This is a genomic window from Lysobacter capsici, assembly GCF_014779555.2.
Lineage (GTDB): Bacteria > Pseudomonadota > Gammaproteobacteria > Xanthomonadales > Xanthomonadaceae > Lysobacter > Lysobacter capsici.
In genome coordinates, this window is record NZ_CP094357.1 from 5,484,358 (window position 1) to 5,511,026 (window position 26,669).

19 protein-coding genes and 1 tRNA gene are annotated in these 26,669 nt (G+C 63.3%); 11 read left to right on the forward strand and 9 right to left on the reverse strand.

Translation table 11 applies throughout. The annotated features are described in order from the left end of the window. Positions 1 to 9: 9 nt before the first annotated feature. The 3 genes from IEQ11_RS22645 to IEQ11_RS22650 all read right to left on the reverse strand — a co-directional run bounded on the left by IEQ11_RS22645 (position 10) and on the right by IEQ11_RS22650 (position 6,044). Positions 10 to 5,274, reverse strand: coding sequence for a DEAD/DEAH box helicase (locus IEQ11_RS22645; RefSeq protein ID WP_191821135.1), 5,265 nt, complete (start codon positions 5,272 to 5,274; stop codon positions 10 to 12). 53 nt (positions 5,275 to 5,327) lie between these two features. Then, positions 5,328 to 5,462, reverse strand: coding sequence for a hypothetical protein (locus IEQ11_RS25930; protein WP_281439890.1), 135 nt, complete (start codon positions 5,460 to 5,462; stop codon positions 5,328 to 5,330). A gap of 171 nt (positions 5,463 to 5,633) precedes the next feature. Next, positions 5,634 to 6,044, reverse strand: a complete 411-nt coding sequence (locus IEQ11_RS22650; protein ID WP_191821134.1) for a helix-turn-helix domain-containing protein — start codon at positions 6,042 to 6,044, stop codon at positions 5,634 to 5,636. Positions 6,045 to 6,088: 44 nt separating this feature from the next. Here IEQ11_RS22650 and IEQ11_RS22655 point away from each other — a divergent pair, with 44 nt between their 5' ends. The 3 genes from IEQ11_RS22655 to IEQ11_RS22665 all read left to right on the forward strand — a co-directional run bounded on the left by IEQ11_RS22655 (position 6,089) and on the right by IEQ11_RS22665 (position 10,970). Beyond that, positions 6,089 to 8,578: a DDE-type integrase/transposase/recombinase gene (locus IEQ11_RS22655; protein WP_191821133.1), complete on the forward strand. Its 2,490-nt coding sequence runs from the start codon at positions 6,089 to 6,091 to the stop codon at positions 8,576 to 8,578. A gap of 549 nt (positions 8,579 to 9,127) precedes the next feature. Next, positions 9,128 to 9,646: a hypothetical protein gene (locus IEQ11_RS22660; protein ID WP_247024646.1), complete on the forward strand. Its 519-nt coding sequence runs from the start codon at positions 9,128 to 9,130 to the stop codon at positions 9,644 to 9,646. A gap of 610 nt (positions 9,647 to 10,256) precedes the next feature. Then, positions 10,257 to 10,970: a hypothetical protein gene (locus IEQ11_RS22665; protein WP_191821131.1), complete on the forward strand. Its 714-nt coding sequence runs from the start codon at positions 10,257 to 10,259 to the stop codon at positions 10,968 to 10,970. 159 nt (positions 10,971 to 11,129) lie between these two features. Here IEQ11_RS22665 and IEQ11_RS22670 read toward each other — a convergent pair. Both IEQ11_RS22670 and IEQ11_RS22675 read right to left on the reverse strand, forming a co-directional pair. Further along, a tRNA-Ile gene (locus IEQ11_RS22670) sits at positions 11,130 to 11,205 on the reverse strand. A gap of 211 nt (positions 11,206 to 11,416) precedes the next feature. Then, positions 11,417 to 13,729, reverse strand: coding sequence for a GH92 family glycosyl hydrolase (locus tag IEQ11_RS22675; RefSeq protein ID WP_228464469.1), 2,313 nt, complete (start codon positions 13,727 to 13,729; stop codon positions 11,417 to 11,419). Positions 13,730 to 14,051: 322 nt separating this feature from the next. On the opposite strand from IEQ11_RS22675, the gene IEQ11_RS22680 reads away from it, so the two are divergent. From IEQ11_RS22680 to IEQ11_RS22705, 6 genes are all read left to right on the forward strand, one after another. Then, on the forward strand, positions 14,052 to 15,104 hold the full coding sequence (locus IEQ11_RS22680) for a LacI family DNA-binding transcriptional regulator (protein ID WP_036105828.1): 1,053 nt from the start codon (positions 14,052 to 14,054) through the stop codon (positions 15,102 to 15,104). After that, positions 15,101 to 16,399 carry an L-fucose:H+ symporter permease gene (gene fucP, locus IEQ11_RS22685; protein ID WP_096416697.1) on the forward strand — a complete coding sequence of 433 codons (1,299 nt, stop codon included), beginning with the start codon at positions 15,101 to 15,103 and terminating at the stop codon, positions 16,397 to 16,399. Before IEQ11_RS22680 ends, fucP begins: the two co-directional genes overlap by 4 nt. After that, complete coding sequence (locus IEQ11_RS22690) at positions 16,399 to 17,436, forward strand: carbohydrate kinase family protein (RefSeq protein WP_191821130.1); 1,038 nt, start codon at positions 16,399 to 16,401, stop codon at positions 17,434 to 17,436. The genes fucP and IEQ11_RS22690 overlap by 1 nt, the downstream gene beginning before the upstream one ends. Then, positions 17,433 to 18,653, forward strand: coding sequence for an AGE family epimerase/isomerase (locus IEQ11_RS22695; protein WP_191821129.1), 1,221 nt, complete (start codon positions 17,433 to 17,435; stop codon positions 18,651 to 18,653). The genes IEQ11_RS22690 and IEQ11_RS22695 overlap by 4 nt, the downstream gene beginning before the upstream one ends. A gap of 121 nt (positions 18,654 to 18,774) precedes the next feature. Next, positions 18,775 to 20,415, forward strand: coding sequence for a serine hydrolase domain-containing protein (locus IEQ11_RS22700; protein WP_191821128.1), 1,641 nt, complete (start codon positions 18,775 to 18,777; stop codon positions 20,413 to 20,415). Positions 20,416 to 20,556: 141 nt separating this feature from the next. Then, positions 20,557 to 20,922: a nuclear transport factor 2 family protein gene (locus tag IEQ11_RS22705; protein ID WP_191821127.1), complete on the forward strand. Its 366-nt coding sequence runs from the start codon at positions 20,557 to 20,559 to the stop codon at positions 20,920 to 20,922. A 153-nt stretch (positions 20,923 to 21,075) separates the two neighbouring features. On the opposite strand, the gene IEQ11_RS22710 is transcribed toward IEQ11_RS22705, so the two are convergent. The 4 genes from IEQ11_RS22710 to dtd all read right to left on the reverse strand — a co-directional run bounded on the left by IEQ11_RS22710 (position 21,076) and on the right by dtd (position 24,778). Beyond that, entirely contained in the window at positions 21,076 to 21,552 is a 477-nt protein-coding gene (locus IEQ11_RS22710) for a hypothetical protein (RefSeq protein ID WP_036105820.1), read from the reverse strand. 155 nt (positions 21,553 to 21,707) lie between these two features. Beyond that, positions 21,708 to 22,208, reverse strand: coding sequence for a hypothetical protein (locus tag IEQ11_RS22715; RefSeq protein WP_191821126.1), 501 nt, complete (start codon positions 22,206 to 22,208; stop codon positions 21,708 to 21,710). 137 nt (positions 22,209 to 22,345) lie between these two features. Further along, complete coding sequence (rpoD, locus tag IEQ11_RS22720) at positions 22,346 to 24,211, reverse strand: RNA polymerase sigma factor RpoD (protein WP_057922831.1); 1,866 nt, start codon at positions 24,209 to 24,211, stop codon at positions 22,346 to 22,348. A 126-nt stretch (positions 24,212 to 24,337) separates the two neighbouring features. Beyond that, a complete protein-coding gene (gene dtd, locus IEQ11_RS22725) occupies positions 24,338 to 24,778 on the reverse strand; it encodes a D-aminoacyl-tRNA deacylase (RefSeq protein ID WP_036105813.1) in 441 nt (146 codons plus the stop codon). Positions 24,779 to 24,910: 132 nt separating this feature from the next. On the opposite strand from dtd, the gene IEQ11_RS22730 reads away from it, so the two are divergent. Both IEQ11_RS22730 and IEQ11_RS22735 read left to right on the forward strand, forming a co-directional pair. Continuing rightward, entirely contained in the window at positions 24,911 to 25,831 is a 921-nt protein-coding gene (locus IEQ11_RS22730) for a lauroyl acyltransferase (RefSeq protein ID WP_191821125.1), read from the forward strand. 162 nt (positions 25,832 to 25,993) lie between these two features. After that, complete coding sequence (locus IEQ11_RS22735; protein WP_191821124.1) at positions 25,994 to 26,563, forward strand: PH domain-containing protein; 570 nt, start codon at positions 25,994 to 25,996, stop codon at positions 26,561 to 26,563. Positions 26,564 to 26,669: the final 106 nt, after the last annotated feature.

The window sequence follows — 26,669 nt, forward strand, 5'->3', positions numbered from 1 at the left end:
GGCAGGGTTTCAATGGCCTAGTAGCCGCGCCAAGCGCTGGAAAAGTGGTGTCCAGGCGTCGGGATCAGCAGGAAAACGGATGAAGGTGTAGCCGCGGTCTTCCCACGCGGACTGCAACTCGCGCGGGGTATCGGGCAGGGCGATCGCGGCGTAGTGGTCGGGCCAGTGCAGGACGGTGCAAGCATCGACTTGAGCAGTGGCCGGTAGCGGTAGCAACGCAGCGTGCTGGTCGCGTGCATGCAGCCATTGACCGGACCAGCCGGGCTGGGCGACGGGCTCCGATGACGGCACAGGCGTGTGTGCCGCCACCTGCAGCTCGGTCTGCACTTGGGCCAAGCGCCAGAGGGCACGCAGGGCCTGCGGGTCGCGCCGGTCGATCAGCTCGTGGTCGGGCTGGTTGTAGTACGAGAGGAGGCAGCGGTAGCACCCGGCAACGCACTTCACATCGTCCTGATCGGATAGCGTGTCGAAGTCGGGCATCGCTCCTTCGGCGGGCACATCGTAGTGCATGACGCGTAGTGCCTGCCGCGCGACTTGGGCAAGCGCGTCAGGCTCGTTGGCCAAACGCGTCAGTACGCCGGCGCCGCCTTCGGTCGTCTCGTAAAACAGCACGCCACGACGCAGGCGGGCATCAGGTAGTGGTTCGGCCAACAACTCGGCTTCTTCGAGCTGGTAAATCGCTTCGATGCCGCGCTTGAGTGCGTGTTGCAGCGTGGCCAAGGTGACTGGGGCGCAATCACCATGCGGTTGCAGCAGCAGTGCGTTCTTGTGGTCCTGCACGAACGGCACAATGCGCTGCGGCGGGAGCCTGTCGTCGTTGCCTCCGCCGCTGCCGTCGTCCACCTCCTCCTTCACCCACCAGCCGGTGCGTGGGTTGATGAAGAAGCCGAACAAGTTGGGGTTCCTGCGTCGGCGCAGACCTTTGTTGATTCGGGTGACGGTGGCCTGGGGACCGTAGCGCAAAGTCAGAATGTCGCCCTCACCATCACAAGCCAGAACGGTACGAACATCCACTTGTCCGCCACGGACTCCCCATTTGAATACGGTCTGCAGCTCGAAGGCCTGGCGCTGACGCTCCTCGTCGTTGGCGGTGATGCGCTCGGCCGGCTCGGTGTCGACGTTCTCGATGCGGAACATGCCGTTGATCTGCTCGGCATCGTGCAGCGGCCTGGCGCAGGAATGACAGTCGTTCCAGTGGCTTTCGAAATGCGCCGCGCCGCAATGCGCACACACGCGCGTTGCCTGGGTGGCAAGCAAGCCGCCGGCTGTAGCTTGGTCGGCCGCGGACAACGCGATGCGCGCGCGTACCACGCGGTAGGCGCGGCCTTCGTGATAGACGAGGCTGCGCGGGCCGAACTCGGACAGCGCCAGGAACCGGGGTCGCTGCAAGAACAGGTTGCCGCTGCGTACGTCGGCGCGACCCGGCACATAGGCCATCAACGGCAGGCGCGGGAAGTTGTAGCCAGGCAGGAAACCCTCGGTCGCCAGATACCGGTAGGTGTAGAAGTCGCTGGACAGGGAGTCGCGCCCATGCAGCAGCAAATTGATCTGGTCGATGGCCTGATTCAAACGGCGTCTGGCGTCGTCCCGCTCGCGGCGGTCTGTGATGGCGTAGTTGTCCAAGGTAGCCTGTGCGAGCCGCTTCTGTCGCTCGGCCGAACTGAGCAAGTCACGCCAGCGATTGAACGCTGCATTGAATTGAGCCGCAGCATCGGCAATGACCTGTTGTGCGAATGCATCGGGGCCCGGGTACCACAGAGCGCGCTCCGCGTCGATGTGGCCGGCCATTGCCTGGAGAATGCGCGCGGCCCGCGCCGTCGCGTCTACCCTTGCCTGCTCAGTGCCCATGGCAGTCGCAAGCGCATCGCGCACCGGCGCAAGGGGCAAGCTCGGATCGACTACGTTGGAGATCGAGCGATCAAGCTGCTGCCCGGTGGCGGCCAGCCAGATCGCCTGCAGGTGACTGCGGATCAGGGCTTCGTTGGCCAGATCAAGCAGCGGCGCCCTGACCACACCGTGGACCATGGCCGACGGTTCACGGAAGAAGTACTGGTCATGCGGGCTGCGCGCGGCGCAATACGTGACCACGAGTGCCGCCTGACCGCTGCGCCCGGCACGGCCCGCTCGCTGGACGTAGTTGGCGGGCGTGGGCGGCACGTTGCGCAGATAGACGGCATTGAGCGCGGAGATGTCCACGCCCAGCTCCATGGTCGGCGAGCAGAACATCACCGGCAGAAAACGATTGGGTTCGCCGTGCTCACGTGCAGTCGCCTTCAGCTCACCGGCAAGCTTCTGCTGCTCAGGCTCGCCGAAACGGAAGCGGATCTCGCGCAGGGCACGCAGTTCGGCATCCACCTGGGCAGTGTGCTCGCGCGCTTCCATCGCAAACAGCGAGCGGTCTTGCTGTGCCAGAACGTCGGCAATGCCCCGGTACTGCTCGATGAAGAATGCGTTGGCGGCCGTTCCGCCTTCACCAGCAAGGAAGCGGATGCGCCCAGCGTTGAGGCGGTACCCAGGAAGGTTGAAGTCGGTGTGCTCGTCCCTGCGGATGAAGCCACCTGCCTGCGCGATGCGTATCATGAACTCGAACAGCGTCTGGTACTCGTTGCGGCTCAGCGAGCCTGCGTGTGCGTCCTCCCACAGCCGGGAGTCGCGCAGGGTCTTGCCGAGCAGAGTCTGCAGCCCGCCTCGCAGGATCAGTTCCTCGTCCCGCCCACGCAGCGCCTGTGCGGGTGGCGGCTGCAGAAACAGCCAGCGTCGGCCCAGCAGGAGCTCCTCGCGGCTGAATCCCCAAGGGTTGCGCAGCAAGCGCAATGCCTCATCCCGGCGCTGGGCCAGCATTTGCGCGTCGAGCGCTGCGGCATCCACAGCTAGGCCCTTGCGCATGTAGTTGAACAGCGCGCGGAAGGCACGCTCGCGTACCACTGCACTGGCATTGCGAAACAGCGGGGGTGCATCGACGAAAATCTTGGCGTCGGCACAAAGAGCGGATAGTCCCTGGTAGTCAGTTCGAAGCAGGCCGAGCTCTTCCAGGTTCGGATTCGTGTAGCGCCAGCCGCGTCGCTGGTCGTACCAGGCGCGATACGCCAGCAAGAAGCGAAGCGCCTCTTTGGCATCGGCTAGATCGCGTCCGATCGCTGCGGGATCCTGCATCCATTCCCGACGGTGGCTCTCAGTTGGGTCTTCCCCTTGGCCAAGCTCTCTGTTGAAGCCGAGCGCACCGAGCACGGCGGTGCCAATTTCGCTGTCTGACAGACCGTCGTCGCCAGCTTCGCGCAACGCCCGATAGATCGCTCCGCGCAGCAGCATGACAAAGGTGAAGTCGTTGAAATGACCGGCTTGGAGCGCGGCGTCCTGGCGGTTGTCGGTAAAACCGAGCAGTTTGCGCTTGTCCGTTTCGATGGCCTTCCCATCCGGACCGTGCATCCAGCGCAGGACGCTGGTGGCGAGCAGCGTCGTGGCCGAGCTCCGGCCCTCGGCCGACAATGCGGACAATCGATTGATGTCCTTGCCTTGTGCGCCATGTACGTCCCGGCACTGCAGACAGAAGCGAAACTTACCGGGCAGGAACCAGTAGTTCCGCCCCGTACCGATTCGCCCGTCCGGTTGCACCAGAAGCTGCTCGGCTGCTAGATGACGATGGGTTCGCTTGAGCCGCGGCTCGCCGGCAGGCGAGGTTTCGATCCACGATTCCGGGTAGTCCTCCACACGCCCTGTGAAATCCAGGGTTTCCGGTGCCGGGTCGCCCAGGACGAACCCGAGCCTCTCACCTTGTGCATCATCATCGGCATCGAACCCGTCCTCGTTTTGGCCGGTCTGCTTTGGCATGTCGTCGATGTCGCGCGCCAGCAACATGCGCCCGCCGTCCTCATGGCGCAGGCGCACCGGGTGGTAGTCCTGGCCGCAGGTGCGGCAGAAATAGGTGGAGTACAGGCGCTTGGTTGGGTCGGCGGGCAGGAACTGCTGCCCCTCAAGCTCCACCGGCCGCGAGTTATACGGATCGAGCGTCGTGTACGCCACGCCAGCGCCGCTGATGAACTGATGTAGTCGGAATGCGAAGAAGGCTTTCTCGCTTGCGTCCTTGCTGGCGATTCGAATGTTCTCCGGCATAGCAGCTGTCAGCAGGATGTCGCGCAGTGCGCGTCCTGCTGCGTCAGTATCTCGCCCTGATTCCGCGGCCAACAAACTGGTCGCCATGGCCACGGTCAACGGCTTGGCTCGTACCCATTTCTGTCCCTGGTCGCGGGTAATGCCCAGGCGGGTCTCGACCCAGATCGCCAAGGGATGTTCATGCAGCGCCTGATCGCTGAGGTCGGACCGGATACCAGCATCGATTGCAGTCGCGAGTTCGCTTGCAACTGATTCAGCGGTTCTCGCGGGATGGGTGGCTCGATCGAGATCCTCTGTGATGATGTTGAAGTGCGGAATCGTCGTGGCAAACAGCGTCGATGCCACTTCCGCCACTTGGCGGTTCTGGTCCTGCTGAGTGCCACCTGACGCCATGGTGGCCGAAGTGCCGATGCACTGCAGGCGCTCCGGGGCCATCCGCTCACGCACGCGCCGTACCAGCATGGCCACGTCGGCACCCTGCCGGCCACGATAGGTATGCAGTTCGTCAAGAACGAGGAACTGAAGTCCCGAACAGTTGCGAATCACCTGCGTGTCCAGTTCGGACTGACGCGTCATGAGCATTTCCAGCATCATGAAGTTGGTCAGCAGGATGTCTGGCGGGTTGTCCTTGATCCGCTGACGCTCCGCTTCATCTTCCTGGCCTGTGTAGCGGGCAAATGTCACCGGCCCCGCTTCACCGAGAAACTTGATCAGCTCCTCGCGCTGGCTATTGGCCAGAGCATTCATCGGATAGATGACGATGGCGCGGGTTCGCGGGGTCCTGTCCTGCTCCTTGGCGCGAAGTACGGCGTCAACGATGGGCAGAAAGAAACACATCGACTTGCCCGAACCCGTACCCGTAGTGACCACGAAGCTCTCGCCCTTGGAGCCAAAGGCAATCGCCTGCTCCTGATGGCGATAGAGGCCGATCGGAAAGCACTTCGCCGTCTGCGGAGACAGTTCGCCTGCCACGGCAAGTTCCGCTGTCGAGCGACCTTGCTGGTAGCGGGGATTAATCTGGATCAGCGGCTCCGGCCAATAGCGCCCACTGGAATAAGCATCATCGATGCCGCGCCGCAGATCGTCGGCCAGGATTGTCGTGAATGAACGAGCGAATCGACTGTAATCCCCGATCAATTGTTCCCGTAGCGAAAAAACATCCATTCCCTTCCCCCTATGCTGACTCTATTCCCTACATCCTTCAGAAAATTCCTCGCCTACCTTTTCTTCGCGAGATCTATCTGCCATGCGGCGACCGCCACCATCAAAAAGGCAAAGCCTGCAAATATCCAGCGACGGTCGTCGTCAGGCAGCACGATAACGAGCAGCATCAGGAAAACTGCCAGCAGCATTAGCGCTATGCCAAACCTGTAGCGCTTCACATTGCCGGTTGGGGTCGGTGGATAAGAGATGATCCTACCGATTCGGGTACTCAAAGTACTCCGGCTCATCATCCAGCTCACGCAACTGCTTGCGAATCTGCTGAACCTGTTCCTTGGTAAGTCCAGCTTTCTGGCTTTTGCTCATTTGACTAACCGAAAAGTTGCTCGCATCTGCTCGATATCGATGCGGTTGTCAGCGCAAAATTGCGCGTAGAGATTGCGAAGCAGATCGTTTCGCTCCGCTGGAGGGGTGGGCTTACCTCGCTCGCCTATCCATTCATCGACCAAGGCCGAGATCTCGAATAGCAGTTCCCACTGCACACCAGGTGCCGCACGACGCCCGGTCAACAGCCAATGCACATCGACCCCTACTTCGGATACCCGGGCCAAATAGGTAGCGTCCGGCCGGGTGCTGTCAGCTTCGTAAGCGACCTGGGTGGCCTTGCTGACCCCGCCAATCTGGGCGAGCTCAGACTGATTGAGCCCAAGACGAAGTCTCTCAATCTTGATATTCTTTCCAAAAAGTCGATTTTCTTGTCTTTTTTCGTTCATTGCCCTAAATTCTAAAGAATCCCCGACTCGGAGCCCACTTTGCCATGGCTCAGACGTCATCAGAGTTTTACGAGGCCCTCGCCGAAGCAGGGCCAGCCGCTCAAAGGCTAACGGAAGAGGCTCTTACACGCCTCGGCCTCTCGCCCGAAGGGCTCTCATACGTCATTGAGACCGGAATTTCGCCGCCAGCCAGGAAGGTAGGGCGCAAGCGGCGCCGAAATCTGATCTTCGACGTTCCTCTAAAAAGCATCCCGGGCGTGGTACTCCAAGCCGAGTCAATGACAGGGGAATTCAATTTCCTCGTCGAACTCGATCGACGCAGTGATCTGCTTGCGGTCTTTGACCAACCGATCACCATCAAAGTTGGGATCACAGACAACATAGGACGTCGGACCCGAACCACTTACACCGCTGACTATCTGGCGATCGACCGGCAAAGAGTTTGCGTCTACGAGATCAAAGCGGACTCCGAACTCGAGAGGCTGATCCGCGAACGACCTGAGGATTGGATCCTCGACAAAGACGGCTACCACTATCTCCCGGTATCGAAGCATTTCAATTCGATGGGTATAGAACATGTCATCGTTCCGATCAGTTCATTGAGCTCGCTCCGCGCTGACAATCTGCGACTGCTCACCAGCGCTCGGGAGGCACCGGACACTAAGAAGTACCGGAAAGCTCGCCAAGGTATCCGACACCTGCTCAAGCATGAGTCAACCATGCGCGTCTCCGACCTGCTTGAACGAATCGGAGAATTTGATGAAACCCCAGTTCTTCAGCTCCTAGATTCGGAAGAAGTATTTGCCGATCTGGACCGCGTAACGCTCTCTGATCCAAGTAGTGTTTGGATTTCAACTCGTCCGGAATTCGCCAAGATTGCTCAAGAAGCAAGCAGCAGTCTTGCAAACTTGCTCCGCTCTTCTGCGATCGATACCAACGATGTCATTGATCCTCGATACGAGCTTGAAGTTGCAACTCGGCTCGCGATTATCCAAGGAACTAAGCGCACTAACAGCAATGGAGAGGAAGTCTCAGAGCGAACCATCCGCCGATATCGCAAGGCTTTTCGAGAAGCCGATGGTGATCCGCGCAGCCTAGTTCCGCTGTGGGGAAACTGCGGAAACAAAGACCCCATGATCGGAACGGTCCACCTGTCTTTTTTGGAGGCTTTTATCCGCGCAGGGAAAGGCGACAAAAACGACCTCTCCACCAGCTCATGCTTTATCGCCTACGAAAAAGCGTTTCCACAGGCCAAAGTTGATCTTGGGTTCTTCGATGACCGACCCGTGTGCCGATCCACCTTCTACACGTATTGGGATCGCATATCGCTAAAGAATGAAGACTCATTCAATAAGGGCGGCCGTCGCTTGGAGAATCAGCAGGCGGACTCGTTTGACCCGGCAAAGAAGACGATCATTGCAACCAGACCTTTCGCGGTTGCCCATATCGATCACTGGAAGACCGATCTACACCTAGTGGTCGGCTACATCAATGGAGCGAAAATCACCAAACGCGCTTGGCTGACTGCCATGGTCGACGCCTTTAATGGCGAAGTACTTGCGATCTGGCTTTCTTTCGCTGATCCGAGCAAAAAGTCTTGCACGATGGTGATTCGTGACTGCGCCCGGCGTCATGGCCGGTTGCCTGAGATGATCATCGTCGATGGCGGTAGCGACTTCAGGAGTAGCCACTTCTTCGTCATGCTTGCAACGTTGAAGGTTGTGCGCTGTGAACGGCCGCCAGAAGACCCCCGCTTCGGACAGCAAGTCGAACGTCTCTTCAAGGATTTCAAAGACCGGTTCGCGCGGGGCCTTCCAGGATTTGGCATCAGCATCGAACGTTCTCGCGCAGTTTCAGCTGCATTCAAAGCTGCTAAGAGCTCCAGCTTGACGCTCCTTGAGGCCTTTGAAGCCATAGAGGCCTTTGCGTTCCGTGGCTATAACAATAGCCCAAAACCTGGCGAGACATCGTCACGCTACGCCATTCGCCAGAAGGCCGAGAGGTCGTATCCGCACGGCGGCCGCAAGGTCTCGTGGGATATGAAATTCCTAATCGCGACATCAATCGAATCGCCCGACGACCACTACAAGCTTTGGACTGGCAGGGGCATTCACGTCTATGACAAGTGGTACAGCTCGCCGCGACTGTTGGTGTACCGCGGGTACAAGAAGGACATCTCTGTGCGACTTGAACCCTACGCAGATTCCGTCATCTACGTTTGCATCGAGGGCAAATGGCTGGAATGCAGGAGTTCCGAAGCGCCCCTGCAGCTAGCCATGAGCGAAACCAGCTTGCTGTTCAGAAGTGCTGAACGCCACGATCTTTCTGCACTCCGGGCGGAACTTACTAACGACATGAATCGTTGCGTAGCCGAAATCGTCAACGAGAAGCTTCGCGAGATTGCAGAACGCAAGGAGTCGGGCAGTTCTCAGCCGACCGCCTCTGATGTCAATTCCGACGATTCGCCGGAGCTATCTACTTTCGTGCCCTTCAATTTCGATGATATCGAACCATACGAGAATGAGACGCCATAAATGAATCGCGTATCGCGAGTTACCAACGGCGTAATCAAACACCCACTTCTTGAAAGAGCGAGGGACATGTTCATCCCCCTCTGTCGCGATGCAACCGACGGAATTGTATTGCTTCTCCTAGGACCGACGCAGTGCGCCAAATCAATAATCTTCCACGAGATCGTCCCAATACTGTAGAATTCCTTCCAACACAAGCGTCCCGGCGCGATCCCTATCGTTGATTTGCAAATTGAGACGGTGAGCGAGGGGCGGACAAAGCCGAAATGGATTGGGATTGAGCTACTGAAGGCCCTGAACCATCCGATATACAAGCACATAGGAAGCTTCGAGGAGAATGAGCACTACTTCCCATCAAAGGGCAGAGATGAATCCACAATTCGCATTGCGCTGAAAGAGGCGTTTACTAATAGGTTCACTCGTCGCACCTGTTTGGATGAAGCGCACCTCCTTACTCGAACCAAAGATCCAGAACTCCGCGCTGCGATCCTTGAGTCCATCAAATCAACATGCGCAATAGATCGGTCTCTCATTGCTTGCGGGGGCTACGAGATGGCCTACAAAGGACTATTCGAGTCTGCCCACTTCTGCGGGCGCGTGATCAGCTTCGATTTTGGTCACTACTCCGTGAGTAGCCCGGATGACATCAAATCATGGGCGCGCATACTCAAAACCTACAGCAGCAAGCTTGACCTGAAGCCCAAGTCCCTACTCTTGGACGAGGCTATCAACCTTCTGCACTGGAACAATGGAACGGTTGGCTTACTCGACAAGCACCTCTGGTCCTGCAGCATTCAAGCCAAAGCCCGCCATCAACCAATAGATAGGACGATTCTTCGAGCGTGTGCCCCTCCCGAAAAAGAAAGAAAGGCAGTCGCAGAGGACATCAGGAAGGGCAAAGAAGCCCTCCAACCAAGTTCGCAGTTCGCCGTTCCTCCTGCGTCACAGCCACCGCAGAAGAAAGATCAGCCTGACGTAAGCAAGGATGGCCATAAACAAGGAACCCCGCCGTTCCAGCGCAAGCCCAATCGAAATGTTGCTGTGGAGATCGCCCTCCATGACGATGACTGAGTATTTTCCTCTTTCGCCGATTGGTGTCGGAAACTGGGAAATTGAAGCGTTTGGATCCTTTTATTGCCGCATGGCTCGCGCGCACTCGATATCCATCTATGCCCTGACCACTCATCTACGCACTTGGTGGAGGCAGAAGCACCCAGATGACGACAGTGCAAAGAAGAATGTCACGAACGCTATGAACCCCATGCTTTGCGGCATAGGCCCAAATGTTGCGACCTTCACAAACATTGTCGGCGATGCAACTGGATGCACTATTCTCGAGAGAACCACCCTGCTGTCACTCAGGCCCGCCATATCCCAGAATGGCCACGCCCTGGTTCGTAAGGGCCGTGCCTAGTGCCCTGCCTGCATGGCAGAGAGTACGGAGAGCAAAAGCCCGTTCTACGACCGTCTTATTTGGGCAATCCCAGCCATTAAGAATTGTCCCGCACACAAAGTTGCGTTGGAGTCAAAGTGTCCTCAGTGCGGATACTCGCAGGCCCACTATCACCATCTTGGGCACATGGAGCTGTGCTGCGTGTGCAAAAGGCCATTGCTCAGCGAACCTTCCAGGTGGGAAGTCGTATTTCATCCAGCCCCTTATGAAAAGGAATGCATTGGGCTGGTGAAACAAATTTCGGCTGGAGACCTTACATCTGCGGTCGATGACGCGTATGGAGTGTTTATCAAGGACTTTGCTGACTATCTTTCTCCCATTGGGTTGAAGATTAGTCGACATACCTACCGTGCTCCCAGGCGACCTCAGAACGCCAGAGAGGTCACTCGCCCGAGGTTCATGACATTGTTGAGAAGATGCGTGGCATTCGGTATCGATCCTTCGGATCTTTTCCTGGATCCCGTCGGGGCGGCAAAATCCGCATGCTTACTGGAATTTGCGCGACTAGATCTTCCCGCTGACATCAAGCCACGGAAGTCGGTCGAACTAGTTGGATTAGCGCTGGATCGCCTGCAGTCGGAACTCTCTAAATCCGACTATGACCAGCTTCCATCATTGACTGAGATCGCGCACCAGCTTGGTGTATCCAAAGGCTTCTTGAACTACCACCATGGCGACCTTTGCGCAAAGTATGCGCGCCATCGCACTGGATGCAGGAACAAAAAAGCCGGGGCCGAAATTGAGCGCTCCACCGATTTTCTACTTAGTGGCCCCATCGCGCAGTACCCCTCTGGCAAGTTCCCAAGCCTCGACCATCTGGCCGAGGCGGCGGTACAGGAGCTTGGGGTTGGGGTACGGATAGCCAGAATTGCCGTGGGCGTCGTCCTCAAAAAGCAACTCGGCAGACGGGAAGCCACCCGACGCCGAAAAGCGTCCGTCTAGACAAGCTCTCTGCCACTCCTCACCGGCCTTCATCCGCAAGGTTTCCTGCCTAGACACTCGCGTTCGCAAAATGGCCAAACTTGCTGGACATCCATCGAGGTTTGGCCGAATTGGCCAAACATGGCTGGATCGCGCAGAAAGCCGTTTGACGTTACGCAATGGTGGGCCCACCAGGATTCGAACCTGGAACCAAAGGATTATGAGTCCTCTGCTCTAACCGTTGAGCTATAGGCCCGCGCGAGGCGCGAGCGGGAATTCTAATGGCTCGCCGGGCCGGGCGTAAGCCGCGGTCGAGCGGATGGATACGAAAAGGCCCGGGTGCGGGAGCCCGGGCCTTTCGTGGTTACGTCAAATGCCGTGGTTCGGCCCGGGGTTGCGGCGCGGCGGCCGGTCGGCGCGTCAACCGGCCGCGGCGGCCGCAGTCATCCAACCCAGAGCCACCACCCTCACCGCCCCACACTCATCGAATACGGCCGCAGCTTCGGATCCGTCGCCCACGCCTTGTTCGGCTGCGCCTGCATCACAAACCGCAGTTCCCCGCCCGCGACGATTTCCTCGTGGCGCAGGAAGCTGCGATTCAAGGGCTTGCCGTTGAGGGTCGCGCTGCCGATGTAGGTATGCGCCTCGTCCAGCCCCTCGGCGATCACGCTGAAGCGCTTGCCGTTCGGCAGGTTGAGGGTGGCGCGCGGCAGGAACGGGCGGCCGATGGCGTATTCGTTGCTCGCCGGGGCGACGGGGTAGAAGCCCAGGGCGGTGAAGACGTACCAGGCCGACATCTGGCCGAGGTCGTCGTTGCCTGCCAGGCCGTCGGGGCGCGGGGCGTATTGGGTCGCCATGATCTGCTTGAGGCGCTCCTGGGTGCGCCAGGGCTGGCCGGCGTAGCCGTACAGGTAGGCGACGTGGTGGCTGGGTTCGTTGCCGTGCGCGTACCAGCCGATCAGGCCGGTGATGTCTTCCATGTGTTCGAAAATTTTCGGGTCTACCTTGGCGTCGAACACCTGGTCGAGTTTGTCGACCAGTTTGGCGTCGCCGCCGAGCGCCTGGGTCAGGCCGGCGACGTCCTGCGGTACGTACCACGAGTACTGCCAGGCGTTGCCTTCGGTGTAGTCGCTGCCGTAGCCGCTGACGGTCGGGTCGAAGGGTTCGCGGAAGCTGCCGTCGCGTTTGCGCGCGCGCATGAAGCCACTCGACGCGTCGAATGCATGTTTCCAGTTACCCGCACGCTTGGAGAACTGCGCGGCGATGTCCTTGCGCCCCATATCGGCGGCCACGCGCGAAATCGTCCAATCGTCGAACGCGTACTCCAGCGTCTTCGACGCAGCCTCGCCTTCTTCGTCGATCGGCACGTAGCCCAGCTCCATGTACTGGGCGATGCCGTCGTAGGGGCCGTAACTCGCGCTGGCGACCATCGCGTCCAGCGCTTCCTTGGTGTCGTAGCCGCGGATGCCTTTCATGTAGGCATCGGCGATCACCGGCACCGCGTGGTAGCCGACCATGCACCAGGTTTCCTGGCCATGGAATGCCCACACCGGCAGGATGCCGTAGGGGCTGTCGCGGCGCGAGGCCAGCAGCGAGTTGATGAAGTCGTTATTGCGTTGCTCGGGTTGCACCAAGGTCAGCAGCGGATGCAGCGCGCGGTAGGTGTCCCACAGCGAGAAGGTCGAGTGATAACGAAAGCCTTTCGCCTGATGCACGGCGTTGTCGGGCCCGCGATAACGGCCGTCGCTGTCCATGAACAGACTCGGCCCCATCAGCGTGTGGTACAGCGCGGTGTAGAAGCTCTTGCGCATCGGCTCGGGCGCGTCGGCGTCGATCGCCGACAAGGCCTGCGTCCAGGTCGCACGCGCCTTGGCGCGCACGCCGTCGAAATCGAAGCCCGGCACTTCGGCTTCGAGGTTGGCGATCGCGCTGTCTTCGCTGACCGGCGAGATCGAAACTTTCACCACCAACTCTTTGCCGGCGGCGTCGTTGAAATCGAAGCTGCCGACCAGTTGCCGGCCTTCGATCTGCGCGCGCTTGCTCGGGTCTTTTTCGCCCGGCGGCGGGAAGCCCTTGTAGGCGACGTCGGCTTCGGTGTCGTGGAAACCGTGACCGCTGACCGGCCGCGAGAAGCGCATCGCGAAATACAGCTGCCGGCCCGGCGCCCAGCCGCGGGTTTCGCGAAAGCCGGTGACGGTGCCGTCGGCGCGCAGACGCAGGCGCGACCACAGCACCTTGCCGGGGTAGTCGTACAGGCTGGTGCGCAGGTCGATCAGCACATGCGCGGCCTGCCCTTGCGGGAACCGGTAGCGGTGCACGCCGACGCGCTCGCTCGCGGTGAGTTCGGCGCGGATCTTGTAGTCGTCTAGGGTGACGGCGTAGTAACCCGGCTGGGCGACCTCGTCGTCGTGGCGGAAGCTCGACCGATAACCGCTGCGCGCGACCTTGGAATCGCCGCGCTCGAGTTTCACCTCGCCGGCGATCGGCATCAGCAGCACGTCGCCCAGGTCGGAATGGCCGGTGCCGGAGAAATGCGTGTGCGAGAAGCCGACGATGCTGCTGTCGGTATAGCGGTAACCGGCGGCCCAGCCGTAGGCGTCCTTGCGCGGCTTGATTTCGGTGTCGGGGCTAAGCTGGATCATGCCGAACGGCACGGTCGCACCGGGGAAGGTGTGGCCTTCGCCGCCGGTGCCGATGAACGGGTCGACCGCCTCGTACGCCCGGCGACCGGCCTCGCTTGCGGTCGCCGCGGATGCCGCGAAGGTGCAAGCCACCAGCATGGCGGCACTCAGGCCACGCCATAAACGGCGCGCGCCGCGTGCCATGGCGGTAGGCTGGGGCAATTGGGTCGGCCGGGTCATCCGGAGTACTCCATCTCAGACAGGATCGGGTGGGGCCGGCCGCCAGGGGTTCGGGGCTGGACACTTTTAGATCGTTCTAAATACGGGCAAGCTAACACGGCCCCAGGACGCGTTCATGCTGCATTGCAGAATGCAGGGACGGGCCTCAAGCCGCAGGATGACGGCATTTAGAACGATCCAAAAGCCTTCAGCGCGAGCCCGCCATGATCCGCCACCGCCCTATTCCAGCGAGGTGTCACCGATGAACGACGCGCCCGCCCCCCGAGGCCGGGTCACCCTGGCCGACATCGCCCGTGCCTGCGGCCTGTCGCGCGCGACCGTGTCGCTGGTGCTGCGCGGCAGTCCGCTGGTCCACAGCGAAACCCGGGCCCGGGTCGAGGCCGAGCTCAAGCGCCAAGGCTACGTCTATCACCGCGGCGCGGCCAACCTGCGGCGCAAGGTGTCGACCGGCGTGGCGCTGGTGATCAACGACCTGTCCAACCCGTTCTTCGCCGAATTCGCCGCCGGCGTGGACGAATGGCTGGCCACGGCCGGCTTCGTCACCCTGCTCGGCAGCACCAACGAATCGGTCGAACGCCAGCAGGCGGTGCTGACCTCGCTGATGGAGCACGACCCGGCCGGAATCATCCTGTCGCCGGCCGAAGGCAGCGACGGCGCGCGCGTGCGCGCCCAGGTCGGCGGACGCACGCCGGTGCTGGTGTTCAACCGCGAGCTCGACGCCACCGACTGGGATTTCCTCGCCCTCGACAACACCCACGGCGCGCGCCTGGCCACGCGCCATCTGCTCGAACGCGGCCATCGCCGCATCGCGTTCTTCGGCGGCCATCGCGATTCGTCCTCGTGCCGGCAACGCCGCCAGGGCTATCGCGAGGCGCTGGCCGAAGCCGGCATCGAACCCGAACCGCAGTGGCTGGTCGAATGCGCGCCCACCCGGCTTGAAGCCGCGCAACAGACCGGCGCGTTGTTCGTGCGCGATCCCGCGCCGACCGCGGCGGTCTGCTACAACGACGCGGTCGCGCTGGGCCTGATGGCCGGCCTGGTTGCGCGCGGCCGCCGTCCCGGCGGCGATTTCGCGGTGATCGGGTTCGACGACATTCCCGAAGCCTCGGTCGCCTCGCCCACCCTCACCACGATCGCGGTCGATCCGCGCGCGCGCGGCCGCCAGGCCGCCGAACTGATCCTCAAGCGCCTGCGCGAACCCGAGCTGCCGCGCGCCCACACCGTCGCCCCGGTCCGGCTGCAGGCACGCAGCAGCAGCGAGGTGCTTGTTCCGCCGTCCGGAGAATCCGCATGAGTCGTCGCGACATGTCCTACACCGCCGCGCTGGCGGTGGTGACCATCATCTTCTTCACCTGGGGCGGGCTGACCAGCCTCAACGACGTGCTGATACCGCATCTCAAAGCGGTGTTCCAGATGAACTACACCGAGTCGATGCTGATCCAGTCGACGTTCTTCGGCGCCTACTTCCTGATGTCGCTGCCGGCGAGCAAGGTGGTGGCGAAGTTCGGCTACAAGAACAGCATCGTGATCGGCCTGATCGTCGCGGCGATCGGCGCGGCGATGTTCTTCCCGGCCGCGCGCCTGCCCTCGTATCCGTTGTTCCTGAGCGCGCTGTTCGTGCTCGCCAGCGGCATCACCCTGCTGCAGGTGTCGGCCAACCCCTACATCAGCCTGCTCGGCGATCCGGCCGGCGCGCCGAGCCGTTTGAATCTCGCCCAGGCGTTGAACTCGCTCGGCACCACGGTGTTTCCGTACGTGATCGGCCCGCTGATCCTGTCCGGCGTGGTGCTCAGCGTCGACGAGCTGGCGGCCAAGCCGGTCGCCGAACAGCTCGCGTACCGCGCGCACGAAGCGGCGTCGGTGCAGATCCCGTACATGATCATCGCCGCCGGCCTGCTGTTGCTCGCGGTGTTCGTCTACACCATGCGCATCCCCTCGCTCGCCGAAGCCACCGAGAGCGCCGATCCGGTGCATCACAGCTTCGCCGAGGTGCTGGGGCAGAAGCATCTGTTCTACGGCGTGATCGCGATCTTCGTCTACGTCGGCGCGGAAGTGTCGATCGGCAGCTTCCTGATCAACTACATCTCCGCGCCCGAGATCGGCAACATGGATCACGCCACCGCGAGCGAGCATCTGCCGTATTACTGGGGCGGCGCGATGGTCGGCCGCTTCATCGGCGCGGCGCTGCTGCAGCGCTTCGACGCGCGCCGACTGCTGGCGCTGTTCGCGGTGGTCGCGATGGTGTTGCTCGCGCTGACCATGCTGACCCAGGGCACGGTGTCGATGTGGGCGGTGCTGGCGATCGGCCTGTTCAACTCGATCATGTTCCCGACCATCTTCACCATCGCGATCGAACGGCTAGGGCCGATGACCAGCAAGGCCTCGAGCCTGCTGATCATGGGCATCGTCGGCGGCGCGTTGATTCCGCTGCTGCAGGGCGTGCTGTCGGATCGCTTCGGCATCCAGCATTCGTTCGTGCTGCCGCTGGCGTGCTACGCCTTCATCGTCTGGTACGGCCTGAGCGGTTCGCGCATCCGCGCCGGCCAGGGCCAGCACGCCAACGCCCAGGCTTCCGGAGTGATGCATTGATGTCTGTTGCACCCGTGGTATCCGATTCCGTCGTATCCAATCCCTCGTCGTCGCGCGGCGGCGCCATCGTGTGTTTCGGCGAGGCGCTGATCGACTTTCTCGCCCGTCCGTCATCGGTCGCGGGCGAGCCGCGCCATTTCGTCGAATACGCCGGCGGCGCGCCGGCCAATGTCGCGGTCGCGGCGGCAAGGCTGGGCGGCAATGCGCGCTTCGTCGGCATGCTCGGCGAGGACATGTTCGGCGACTTCCTGGCTGAGCAGTTCCAACACTACGGCGTCGACACCCAACACGTGGTGCGCACCGCTCAAGCCAAGACCGCGCTCGCATTCGTTTCGCTCGACGGCCACGGCGAACGCAGCTTCAGTTTCTATCGGCCGCCGGCCGCCGACCTGTTGTTCCGCGATTCGGATTTCAGCGTCGACAGTTTCGTCGACGCGGGCGTGTTCCATGTCTGCTCCAACAGCCTGACCGAGGAAGCGATCGCCGCTGCGACCCTGGCCGGCATGCGCCGCGCGCGCATGGCCGGCGCGCTGGTCAGCATGGACATGAACCTGCGTCCGTCGCTGTGGCCGAGCGATGTCGATCCCGCGCCGCGGCTGCTCGCCGCGTTGCTGGAAGCCGACCTGATCAAGCTGTGCCAGAGCGAGCTGGATTTCCTCGCCCGCCATCTCGGCGGCGAACGAGCCGCGTTGCAGCGTCTGTGGGTCGGTTACGCGACCTGCGTGCTGATCACCGACGGCGCCACCCCGATCCGCTGGCACACGCGCACGCGATCGGGCGAAGTGGCGACGTTCAAAATCGCGCCGGCCGACACCACCGGCGCCGGCGATGCCTTCGTCGGCGGCCTGCTGCACCGTCTGGCCGCGTTGAAGGTCGACGCGGCGAACTTCACCGGCTTCCTCGAAAACGAAAAAGCTTTCGTCGACGCGCTGCGCTACGCCGCCGCGGTCGGCGCGCTCGCCACCACCCGCCACGGCGCGTTCGCGGCGATGCCGAGCGCCGACGAGGTCGAACGTCTGATGCAGGAGCAAGCATGAACCTTCCCGCGAATCCCTTGCCCGATTTCCGCCAGGCCGATGTGTTGCGCGCGCATGTCGCCGACACGATGGCGTTCTACGATCCGGTCGCGCTCGACCCGAACGGCGGGTTCTTTCACTATTTCCGCGACGACGGCTCGGTGCACGACGCATCGCACCGGCACCTCGTCAGCAGCACCCGTTTCGTCTTCAACTACGCGATGGCGGCGATCGAATTCAAGCGCGAGGACTACCGCGAACGCGCGCGTCATGGCCTGCGCTATCTGCGCGAGGCGCATCGCAATCCGATCGGCGGCGGCTACGCCTGGACGATCCGCGACGGCGTCGCCGAAGACCGGATGAATCATTGCTACGGCGTGGCCTTCGTGCTGCTCGCCTACTCGACCGCGCTCAAGGCCGGCATCGACGAAGCGGCGGCGTGGATGGACGAAACCTGGGACCTGCTCGAAGCGCGCTTCTGGGAAACCGACCACGGCCTGTACCGCGACGAAGCCGACGCCGACTGGAATTTCAGCGATTACCGCGGCCAGAACGCCAACATGCATATGTGCGAGGCGATGCTGGCCGCGTTCGAGGCGAGCGGCAAGACGCGTTATCTCGAGCGCGCGCTGACCCTCGCGCAGAACATGACCCTGCGCCAGGCCGCGCAGGCCGACGGGCTGGTGTGGGAACACTACGACCGCGACTGGACGATCGACTGGGACTATCACCGCGACGATCCCAAGCACCTGTTTCGCCCCTGGGGTTTCCAGCCCGGCCATCAGACCGAGTGGGCGAAGCTGCTGCTGATCCTGGATCGTCACCTGTCCGCGCGCGGCGATGCGCCGCAGTGGCTGGTGCCGACCGCGCGGCATCTGTTCGATGTCGCGGTCGCGCGCTCCTGGGACGACGCGCGCGGCGGCCTGTACTACGGCTTCGCGCCCGACGGTTCGGTCTGCGACGACGACAAGTACTTCTGGGTGCAGGCCGAATCGCTGGCGACCGCGGCATTGCTCGGCGCGCGCACCGGCGACGATCTGTACTGGCAGTGGTACGACAAGCTGTGGGCCTATGCGTGGAACCACATGGTCGACCACCGCTACGGCGCCTGGTATCGGATCCTGGACGCCGACAACCGCAAGTACGACGACGAAAAGAGCCCGGCCGGCAAGACCGACTATCACACCATGGGCGCGTGCTACGAAGTGATGCGCTTGCTGCGTTCGCGCGACGCCTGAGCCGCGCATGCGCCGCGTCGCGACCGGGCCGGCGCATGCAGATAACGCCTGAGCGCACGGCGATGCGAGCGGTCGCTGACGTCGGCTAGTCTGTCGGCCTTCGCCAGCAGAGGACGCGCGCATGCGCTCGATACGCTTCCACGCCGCGCATCCGCGCGCGCTTCGTTCGCCGCGCGGGTTCGCGCCGCGGCGTTTGTCGTTGCTCGCGTTGGCCTTGCTTGCAACCACCTCGCTCGCAACGGCAGGGGTCTCTACCGCCGACACCGCAAGCGCATCCACGTCCACGTCCACGTCCGCGCCGGCGACAACGACCGCGGCGTCTGCCGCGATCGCCTGGGAACACCGACTGCGCCCGACCGTGATCCAGGCCGGCGACGCCCAGCCGGCGTGGTCGCTGAACGAACGCATGAGCCATTACCGCGTCCCGGGCGTCGCGGTGGCGATCCTGCGCGACGGCAAGGTCGTGTCCAGCCGCGGCTACGGCGTGCGCGACAGCGTCAGCCGCGAACCGATCGACGCGCAGACGTTGTTTTCGACCGGCTCGGTCAGCAAGGTGGTCACCGCCGCGACCACGTTGCGATTGAACGCCGCCGGCAAGCTCGACCTGGATCGCAACGTCAACGATTACCTCAAGCAATGGCGGGTGCCGACGGATCCGAAATGGCCCGATGCGCGGATCACGCTGCGCATGCTGATGTCGCACACCGGCGGCTTCAACGTGCACGGCTTTCCCGACCTACAGCCCGGCGAACCCTTGCCGAGCCTGCTGCAGACCTTGAACGGCCAGCCGCCGTCGAAGACCGAAGCGGTGCGACTGATCCATGCGCCCGGCGCGCAGCAGGACTATTCCGGCGGCGGCGTGACCATCGAGCAGGCGGTGATCGAAGCGGTCGAGGCGCGCGGCCTGGACGCGGTCGCGCGTCGCGAAGTGTTCGAGCCGTTGCGCATGCGTCGCAGCGGTTTCATCGCCGAATTGCCGGCGACCACGGCGAACGTGGCCAAGGCCCACGACGAGAAAGGCCAGCCGACCGCGTTGCCGCGCGGCTGGGAGTCGTTCCCCGAACTGGGCGCGTCCGGACTGTGGACCAATGCCGACGATCTGGCCGGCTTCGTCGCCGCGCTGCTCGGCAGCTATCGCGGTTCCAGCGATTTCCTGCCGCGCGCGTTGGCGACGGCGATGATGACCGAGGTCGCGCCGGGCAACTTCGGCCTGGGTCCGCGCCTCAACGGCGCCGGCCGCGGCCGCGTGTTCCATCACGGCGGCGCCAACGATCATTACTACGCTTGGATCGAAGGCCATCTCGACAGCGGCGACGGCCTGGTCGTGCTGACCAATGGCGCCGAAGGCGACCGCCTGATCACCGAGATCCGCAACGCGGTGACCGACGCCGCGCATTGGCCTCTAAACGAACCGGTGCGTAGCGTGACGCTCGCCGCGGACGCGGTCGCGAGCGCCGATTATCGCGGCCGCTATCGGCTCGACCCGCGGCAGCCGATGGACCTGCGCGGCGTGCTCGCCGACATGTTCGACGTCGAATCGCTGGTGATCGGCGGCGACGATGCTGGCGCGATCACACTGCAGGCCGCCGGCTCCAAGCGCGTGCATCCGCTGCTGCCGTTGACGCCCAACCGCTACGTCGCGCCGGAAGTCAGCGTGCCGGCGACGACCTTGCAAGTCGAGTTCCACCGCGGCGCCGACGGCCGCGTGCAGGCGCTGACCGTGCTGTGCGGCGAATCGCGCGCGCATTACCTGCGCGAGTGAGCGCCGGCTCGCGCGCGAGGGCGACCGTCGATCTGAATGAATGCGCGGGTGATGCCTGTCATCGCGCGCACCTGACGTCCGTGCGCGGCGTCTTGATGCCGCCTTGCCTATGCTGGGCGCTCCCCTCAACGGAGCGCCGCCATGGACATCCAGCAGATCGCCAACCGCTACGTCGAACTGTGCCGCGCAGGCAAGCACGAACAGATCCAGGACGAGTTGTACGCCGACGATGCGGTCAGCCTGGAAGCGCCCGGCAACGAGGCCGGTCCGCTCGGCAACGTCAGCGGTCTCGACGCGATCCGCGCGAAGGGCCGCAAATTCCAGGAAGACGTGATCGAAGTCCACGACAGCTGGTGCAGCGACGCGGTGGTCGGCGGCAACTGGTTCAGCGTCGCGATGGGCATCGACGCGACCTACAAGAGCATGGGCCGCATGCCGATGGCCGAGGTCGCGGTGTATCGGGTGCGCGACGGCAAGATCGTGCATGAGCAGTTCTTTTACGGCTGAGCCGCAGCGCGTACCGGGCCAGCAGCGTTGGCCGAGTCCGCCCGGCCGCACAAACGAAACAAACCTCGTCGCTGGGCCTGCTTCGGCCCAGACTGGGTCGCCGCATGATTCCGCATCAAGCAGCCAAATCCCGTCGGCACCCCGCGAACGGCCTCAAGCGAACTCGACGCCGAATCCATAGATGGCGATAGCGACCACGAGCACCGCTACCGCCATCAGAGCGAGCACAGCCAATAAACCGATACCCGCGGCGACCCAATTGGAACGCATCGGCAATCCTGCCGCGACGCGCGCAGCGATCGCATCGCCTTGCAGCGTCTGCTTCAGCCAATAGCTGACCACGGCCATTTGCGGAATCAGATAGACCACACCGGGAATCTTTTCCGGCAGCAGCAACGACAGCACCACCACGGTGATAATGCCGGCCAATCCGGACCAACGCGCTTTACGCGCCAGGTCGTGTTGACCCAGCGCATCGTGGTTCATGGCGAGCACCCAACCGCCGGCGAGGATCGACCCCATGAAGGTGGCGATGTAAATCCCGCTGGTGCGAAATACGGGCAGTCCGGTATCGCCTTGCACATCGAGAATGGCACTGGCGGGGGCTTCGTAAGGGTTGTTGGAATCCATTCGTTGTTCTCCTGATGGTCATCGCGTCGTTACGCGGGATAGCTATCGGTGGCCGGACCAACGCCCGGCGGTCTGAGGTGGTCTTCGTGCCTGGAGGATCGTCTCGACTGCGCGCGCCGGAGCACCGGGCGATGCCCGTCCAATGTATCGCCATCTTATCCGCCCGCAATGGCACGCAGACCAAGGGCGAGCAACAGGAACCACAACATCAGCGTCGCCCAAACCCCAGCGATCAAGCCCGCGCTCGCCAGCCATGAGCGCATCGGCAACCTGGCACGATAACGCGCACTCAATTCCTCGCCCTGCAGCCAATAGGCCAGGGCGCCGACGATCATCGCCTGGATCAGCATCGATATCGTCAAGTCGATCCAGGTGAAACTGCTGTCGTGGTTGTAGCTCAACACGAGCAGCACGTGACTGAAGGCAACGACGAACGGCGCGACCAACGCGAGCGCCGCAATTCGCAACCCCCACGACAGACGCTTGCTGCCATGCGCTGCATAGTTCAGCGCGATCATGAGCAAGCCGGCGACCGAGGTCGCCAGCACGGTGGCGATGATGATCGCTCCGAGGTTGAACCATGACTGCCGGGGATCGAGCGCCGGATCGCGGAAGGGGGCGGCCGGAGCCACGCGGGTGTGAATGCCTTCGTTCATGACGGTGTATCCACATGGCGGCGGTGCGGCCGCGATCGGACGATATCACCGCCGGCCGCTGCTGCGAACGCGTCCGCCAAAACGCAACAGGCCCCGCGAACGGGGCCTGTTGCTTGCTACTCACGCGGTCCGCGACATCAATCGATATCGAGGAAGCTGCGCAGCTGTTCCGACCGGCTCGGATGACGCAGCTTGCGCAGCGCCTTGGCTTCGATCTGGCGGATGCGCTCGCGGGTCACGTCGAACTGCTTGCCGACTTCCTCGAGGGTGTGGTCGGTGTTCATGTCGATGCCGAAACGCATGCGCAACACCTTGGCCTCGCGCGGGGTCAGGCCGGCGAGCACGTCGCGGACCGTTTCCGACAGGTTGATGTTGGTGGTGGCTTCGACCGGGGACTCCACGTTGGTGTCCTCGATGAAGTCGCCCAGGTGCGAGTCTTCGTCGTCGCCGATCGGAGTTTCCATCGAGATGGGCTCCTTGGCGATCTTCATGACCTTGCGGATCTTGTCCTCGGGCATGTCCATTTCTTTCGCAAGCTCTTCCGGCGTGGCTTCGCGGCCGTACTGCTGGAGCATCTGACGCGAGATGCGGTTGAGCTTGTTGATCGTCTCGATCATGTGCACCGGGATACGGATGGTGCGGGCCTGATCGGCGATCGAACGGGTGATGGCCTGACGGATCCACCACGTGGCGTAGGTCGAGAACTTGAAGCCGCGGCGGAATTCGAACTTGTCGACCGCCTTCATCAGACCGATGTTGCCTTCCTGGATCAGGTCGAGGAACTGCAGACCGCGGTTGGTGTACTTCTTCGCGATCGAGATCACCAGACGCAGGTTGGCCTCGACCATTTCCTTCTTGGCCTTGCGCGCCTTGGCTTCGCCGTAGGCCATCGCGCGGCTGATTTCCTTGATGTCGTTCAAGGTCAGCAGCGAGGCCTGTTCGATCTCGATCGTCGTCTGCTGTTCGACGATGATCTGATCCTTGACGTCGCGCAGGCCCGACGACCACTTCTGCTTGCGCTTGAGCAGTTCGTCGACCCATTCCAGATTGGTCTGGTTGCCTTCCCACGCGCGGATGAAATCCTTGCGCGGCATCTTGGCGACGCGGGTGGCCAGATCCAGGATCTTGCGCTCGCGGTCCTTGATCGAACCGACCACGTCGCGCAGGTTGCGCATCAGGCTGTCGGTCAGGGCGAGCGGCAGCTTGAGGGTGACGAACACGGCGGCGATGTCTTCGCGCAGCTTGGTCACGGTCTTGTGGCCGGCGCCGTTCTTGGCCTGGGCCTTGACGAACTTGCCGTACAGGTCGGCGATGACCTCCATGCGCGCGGCGACTTCGACCGGGTCGGGGCCGGACGTGGTTTCCTCGGCGTCGGCATCGTCGCCGGCGGCTTCGACTTCTTCGTCGTCGTCCGCGTCGGCGTCGGTTTCGGCCACCACCACCGGCGGCGCCGGCGGTTCGGGTTCTTCGTCGAGGTGATCGTTGAAGCCCACGACGATCTCGGCCAGGCGCTTCTTGCCGGCCTTGTGGGTTTCGTAGTCCTCCAGGATCAGCTGGATGGTGGACGGGAACAGAGCGAGCGAAGCCTGGACCTGGTTGAGGCCTTCTTCGATGCGCTTGGCGATGGCGATTTCGCCTTCGCGGGTCAGCAGTTCCACCGTGCCCATTTCGCGCATGTACATGCGCACCGGGTCGGTGGTACGGCCGCCTTCGCCGTCGAGCGCAGTCAGCGCCGCCGCGGCTTCTTCAGCGGCGGTGTCGTCGACTTCGCGGTTACCGGTATTGCCGTCGGCGAGCAACAGCGTTTCGGCATCGGGCGCAACTTCATGCACCTCGATGCCCATGCCGTTGATCATGCCGATGATGTCTTCGATCTGTTCGGCGTCGACGAGATCGTCGGGCAGGTGATCGTTGACCTCGGCATAGGTCAGATAGCCCTGCTCCAAGCCCTTGCTGATCAGGAGCTTGATATCGGACGGAGGGGGCTGACGTTCGTTGGCCATGGGCTGCGCCACCGCGCTATTGAGGGTAGGGAACGCTCCAGTATAGCAGGTCCGGGCCGGTAGGCCGGGTCATGCACGCCGGAGGCTTGGGTCGAGCGGGTCGATCAGGGCGGTCGGATGGACCGGTCAGGCGCGGAGCAGGAAGGTCACCGGACCGTCGTTGACCAGGCTGACCACCATATGGGCACCGAAGCGGCCGGTTTCCACCCCCCCGGCATGACGTTGCCGGCAGGTTTCGACCAAACGGTTGAATAGCGGTTCAGCCAGGGCCGGGGCGGCCGCGGTACTGAAGCCTGGACGCATGCCGCTGCTGGTGTCGGCCGCCAGGGTGAACTGGCTGACCAGCAGCAGCCCGCCGCCGCTGTCGGCCAGGCCGCGATTCATGCGGCCGGCGTCGTCGGCGAAGACCCGGTACCCGAGCAGGCGTTCGGCCATGCGAGCGATCTGGGGTTCGCCGTCGCCCGGTTCAACCCCGACCAGGGCCAACAGCCCCGGGCCGATCGCGCCGACGGTTTCGCCGTCGACCACCACGCTGGCCTGGGTCACGCGCTGGATCAGGCTCAGCATGCCGCACACCTGTTCGAAAAGTCGGGAACGCTAGTGTAAAGCCTGGATCGCGCCGGCATCTGCGGCGTTCGTCCGCCGAACCGCCGCGGCCGCCAAGATCGGGGCCGAACGGGCAGCCGCTACACTCGCGCCATGAGCTCATTCGTCGCCCGCGTGCTGTATGTCCTGGCCGGCCTGCTCGGCCGCCTGCCGTGGTCGTGGCAACGGCGCCTGGGCGACGCCATCGCGGCCTTGTGGCTGCGCCGCGACGCCCGCGAGAGCCGGGTGGTCCGGGTCAACCTGGAACTGGCCCACCCCGGCCTGCCGCCGGCCGAACGCGCGCAGTGGCAGCGCGCGATCATGCGCACCACCGCGCGCCAGGCGGTCGAGACCTTGCGCCTGTGGACCCGGCCGCATGCGGAAAATCTGCGCCTGTTGCGTGAGCAGCACGGCACCGAACTGTTCGACGCGGCCTTGGCCTCGGGCAAGGGCCTGATCGTGGCCGCGCCGCATTACGGCAACTGGGAGCTGCTGAACCAGTGGCTGGCCTCGCGCACGCCGCTGGCGATCCTGTACCGGCCGCCGGAATCGGCGATCGGCGAGGCCTTCCTGAATCTGGTTCGGGCCGATACCGATGCCGAACGCGTGACCCAGGTACGCGCCGAAGGTGCCGCCGTGCGCCAGCTGTGGAAACGGCTCAATGCCGGCGGCGTGGTCGGCATCCTGCCCGACCAGCAGCCGAAGGCCGGCGACGGCGAGTTCGCGCCGTTCTTCGGCGTGCCGGCGCTGACCATGACCCTGCTCGGCCGGCTGGCCGAACGCACCGGCGCGACCGTGCTGTTCGCGTATTGCGAACGCATCGGCACCGATGCCGACCCGCTCGGCTTCGCCCTGCGCATCGAGGCCGCGCCCGACGGCATCGCCGACCCCGATCCGCAACGCGCCTGCGTGGCGCTCAACGCCGCGGTCGAACGCATCGCGCGGCGCGATCCGGCCCAGTACCAGTGGACCTACAAGCGCTACACCCTGCGTCCGTCCGGCGACGGCAACGACAATCCGTATCGATCCCGTTGAACCTCTGAGTCACGTTGAGTCCTGGCTCGCACTGAGCGCAGCGGCGGCGACGCGCGCCTTTTGCAGGCGCGATCAAACATCGCCGCGCGCGCGTGCGCCCATGCCGTTCCACGCCCTGCGCCGACGACTACACTGCAAGCTGACTCGCCCGATGGCCGCAGGATGACGCAGACCGATCACGACGACGCAGCGCCCGCCTCCGCGCCAGCCGCGCAGACCGAGCCCGCGCCCGATCCGCCCGCGTCGCCGACGGACGCCGGCGGCGACTGGCAGCGCCTGCCGGCGCGCGCGATCCCGCTGTGCACGATCGACATCAGCCTGTCGCTGGCGTTCGTGTTCGGCATCGCCGGCACCATCGTCGGCGTGCTCAGCCTGGGCCGCTATGCCGGCCTGGCCAGCGGCCTGGCCGGCGCGCTGTTCGGCGCCGGCATCGGCATGTGGATCGGCTTCCGCCGTTACCGCAACACCCTGTGGCGATTGGACGACTACGGGTTCGCGGTGCGCCGCGGCGTGGCCTGGCAACGCGAAACGCTGGTGCCGCTGACCCGGGTGCAGCATCTGGACCTCAAGCACGGCCCGCTGCAACGCATGCGCCGCCTGTCGACCCTGGTCGTGCACACCGCCGGCACCCGCCACAGCGCGGTCTCGATCGATCATCTCGACGCCGACGACGCCCAGCGCCTGCGCGAACGCCTGGGCCGCCAGCTCGATCACGAAGACGACGAGGCCTGATGAGCGCGTCCGAGATCGAGCCCGCCGCGCCGGCCGAATCCGCCGCGGCCGCAAGCGCCCACCCAACCAGCGCCAACCCGGCCGCGGCCGCCGTCGACGCCGACCG

Excerpts from the sequence above, each read along its gene's own strand:
- IEQ11_RS22645 (WP_191821135.1), bottom strand. The coding sequence starts at position 5,274 with ATGGATGTTTTTTCGCTACGGGAACAATTGATCGGGGATTACAGTCGA.
- IEQ11_RS25930 (WP_281439890.1), bottom strand. The coding sequence starts at position 5,462 with ATGCTGCTGGCAGTTTTCCTGATGCTGCTCGTTATCGTGCTGCCTGAC.
- IEQ11_RS22650 (WP_191821134.1), bottom strand. The coding sequence starts at position 6,044 with ATGAACGAAAAAAGACAAGAAAATCGACTTTTTGGAAAGAATATCAAG.
- IEQ11_RS22655 (WP_191821133.1), top strand. The coding sequence starts at position 6,089 with ATGGCTCAGACGTCATCAGAGTTTTACGAGGCCCTCGCCGAAGCAGGG.
- IEQ11_RS22660 (WP_247024646.1), top strand. The coding sequence starts at position 9,128 with ATGGCCTACAAAGGACTATTCGAGTCTGCCCACTTCTGCGGGCGCGTG.
- IEQ11_RS22675 (WP_228464469.1), bottom strand. The coding sequence starts at position 13,729 with ATGCTGGTGGCTTGCACCTTCGCGGCATCCGCGGCGACCGCAAGCGAG.
- IEQ11_RS22680 (WP_036105828.1), top strand. The coding sequence starts at position 14,052 with ATGAACGACGCGCCCGCCCCCCGAGGCCGGGTCACCCTGGCCGACATC.
- fucP (WP_096416697.1), top strand. The coding sequence starts at position 15,101 with ATGAGTCGTCGCGACATGTCCTACACCGCCGCGCTGGCGGTGGTGACC.
- IEQ11_RS22690 (WP_191821130.1), top strand. The coding sequence starts at position 16,399 with ATGTCTGTTGCACCCGTGGTATCCGATTCCGTCGTATCCAATCCCTCG.
- IEQ11_RS22695 (WP_191821129.1), top strand. The coding sequence starts at position 17,433 with ATGAACCTTCCCGCGAATCCCTTGCCCGATTTCCGCCAGGCCGATGTG.
- IEQ11_RS22700 (WP_191821128.1), top strand. The coding sequence starts at position 18,775 with ATGCGCTCGATACGCTTCCACGCCGCGCATCCGCGCGCGCTTCGTTCG.
- IEQ11_RS22705 (WP_191821127.1), top strand. The coding sequence starts at position 20,557 with ATGGACATCCAGCAGATCGCCAACCGCTACGTCGAACTGTGCCGCGCA.
- IEQ11_RS22710 (WP_036105820.1), bottom strand. The coding sequence starts at position 21,552 with ATGGATTCCAACAACCCTTACGAAGCCCCCGCCAGTGCCATTCTCGAT.
- IEQ11_RS22715 (WP_191821126.1), bottom strand. The coding sequence starts at position 22,208 with ATGAACGAAGGCATTCACACCCGCGTGGCTCCGGCCGCCCCCTTCCGC.
- rpoD (WP_057922831.1), bottom strand. The coding sequence starts at position 24,211 with ATGGCCAACGAACGTCAGCCCCCTCCGTCCGATATCAAGCTCCTGATC.
- dtd (WP_036105813.1), bottom strand. The coding sequence starts at position 24,778 with ATGCTGAGCCTGATCCAGCGCGTGACCCAGGCCAGCGTGGTGGTCGAC.
- IEQ11_RS22730 (WP_191821125.1), top strand. The coding sequence starts at position 24,911 with ATGAGCTCATTCGTCGCCCGCGTGCTGTATGTCCTGGCCGGCCTGCTC.
- IEQ11_RS22735 (WP_191821124.1), top strand. The coding sequence starts at position 25,994 with ATGACGCAGACCGATCACGACGACGCAGCGCCCGCCTCCGCGCCAGCC.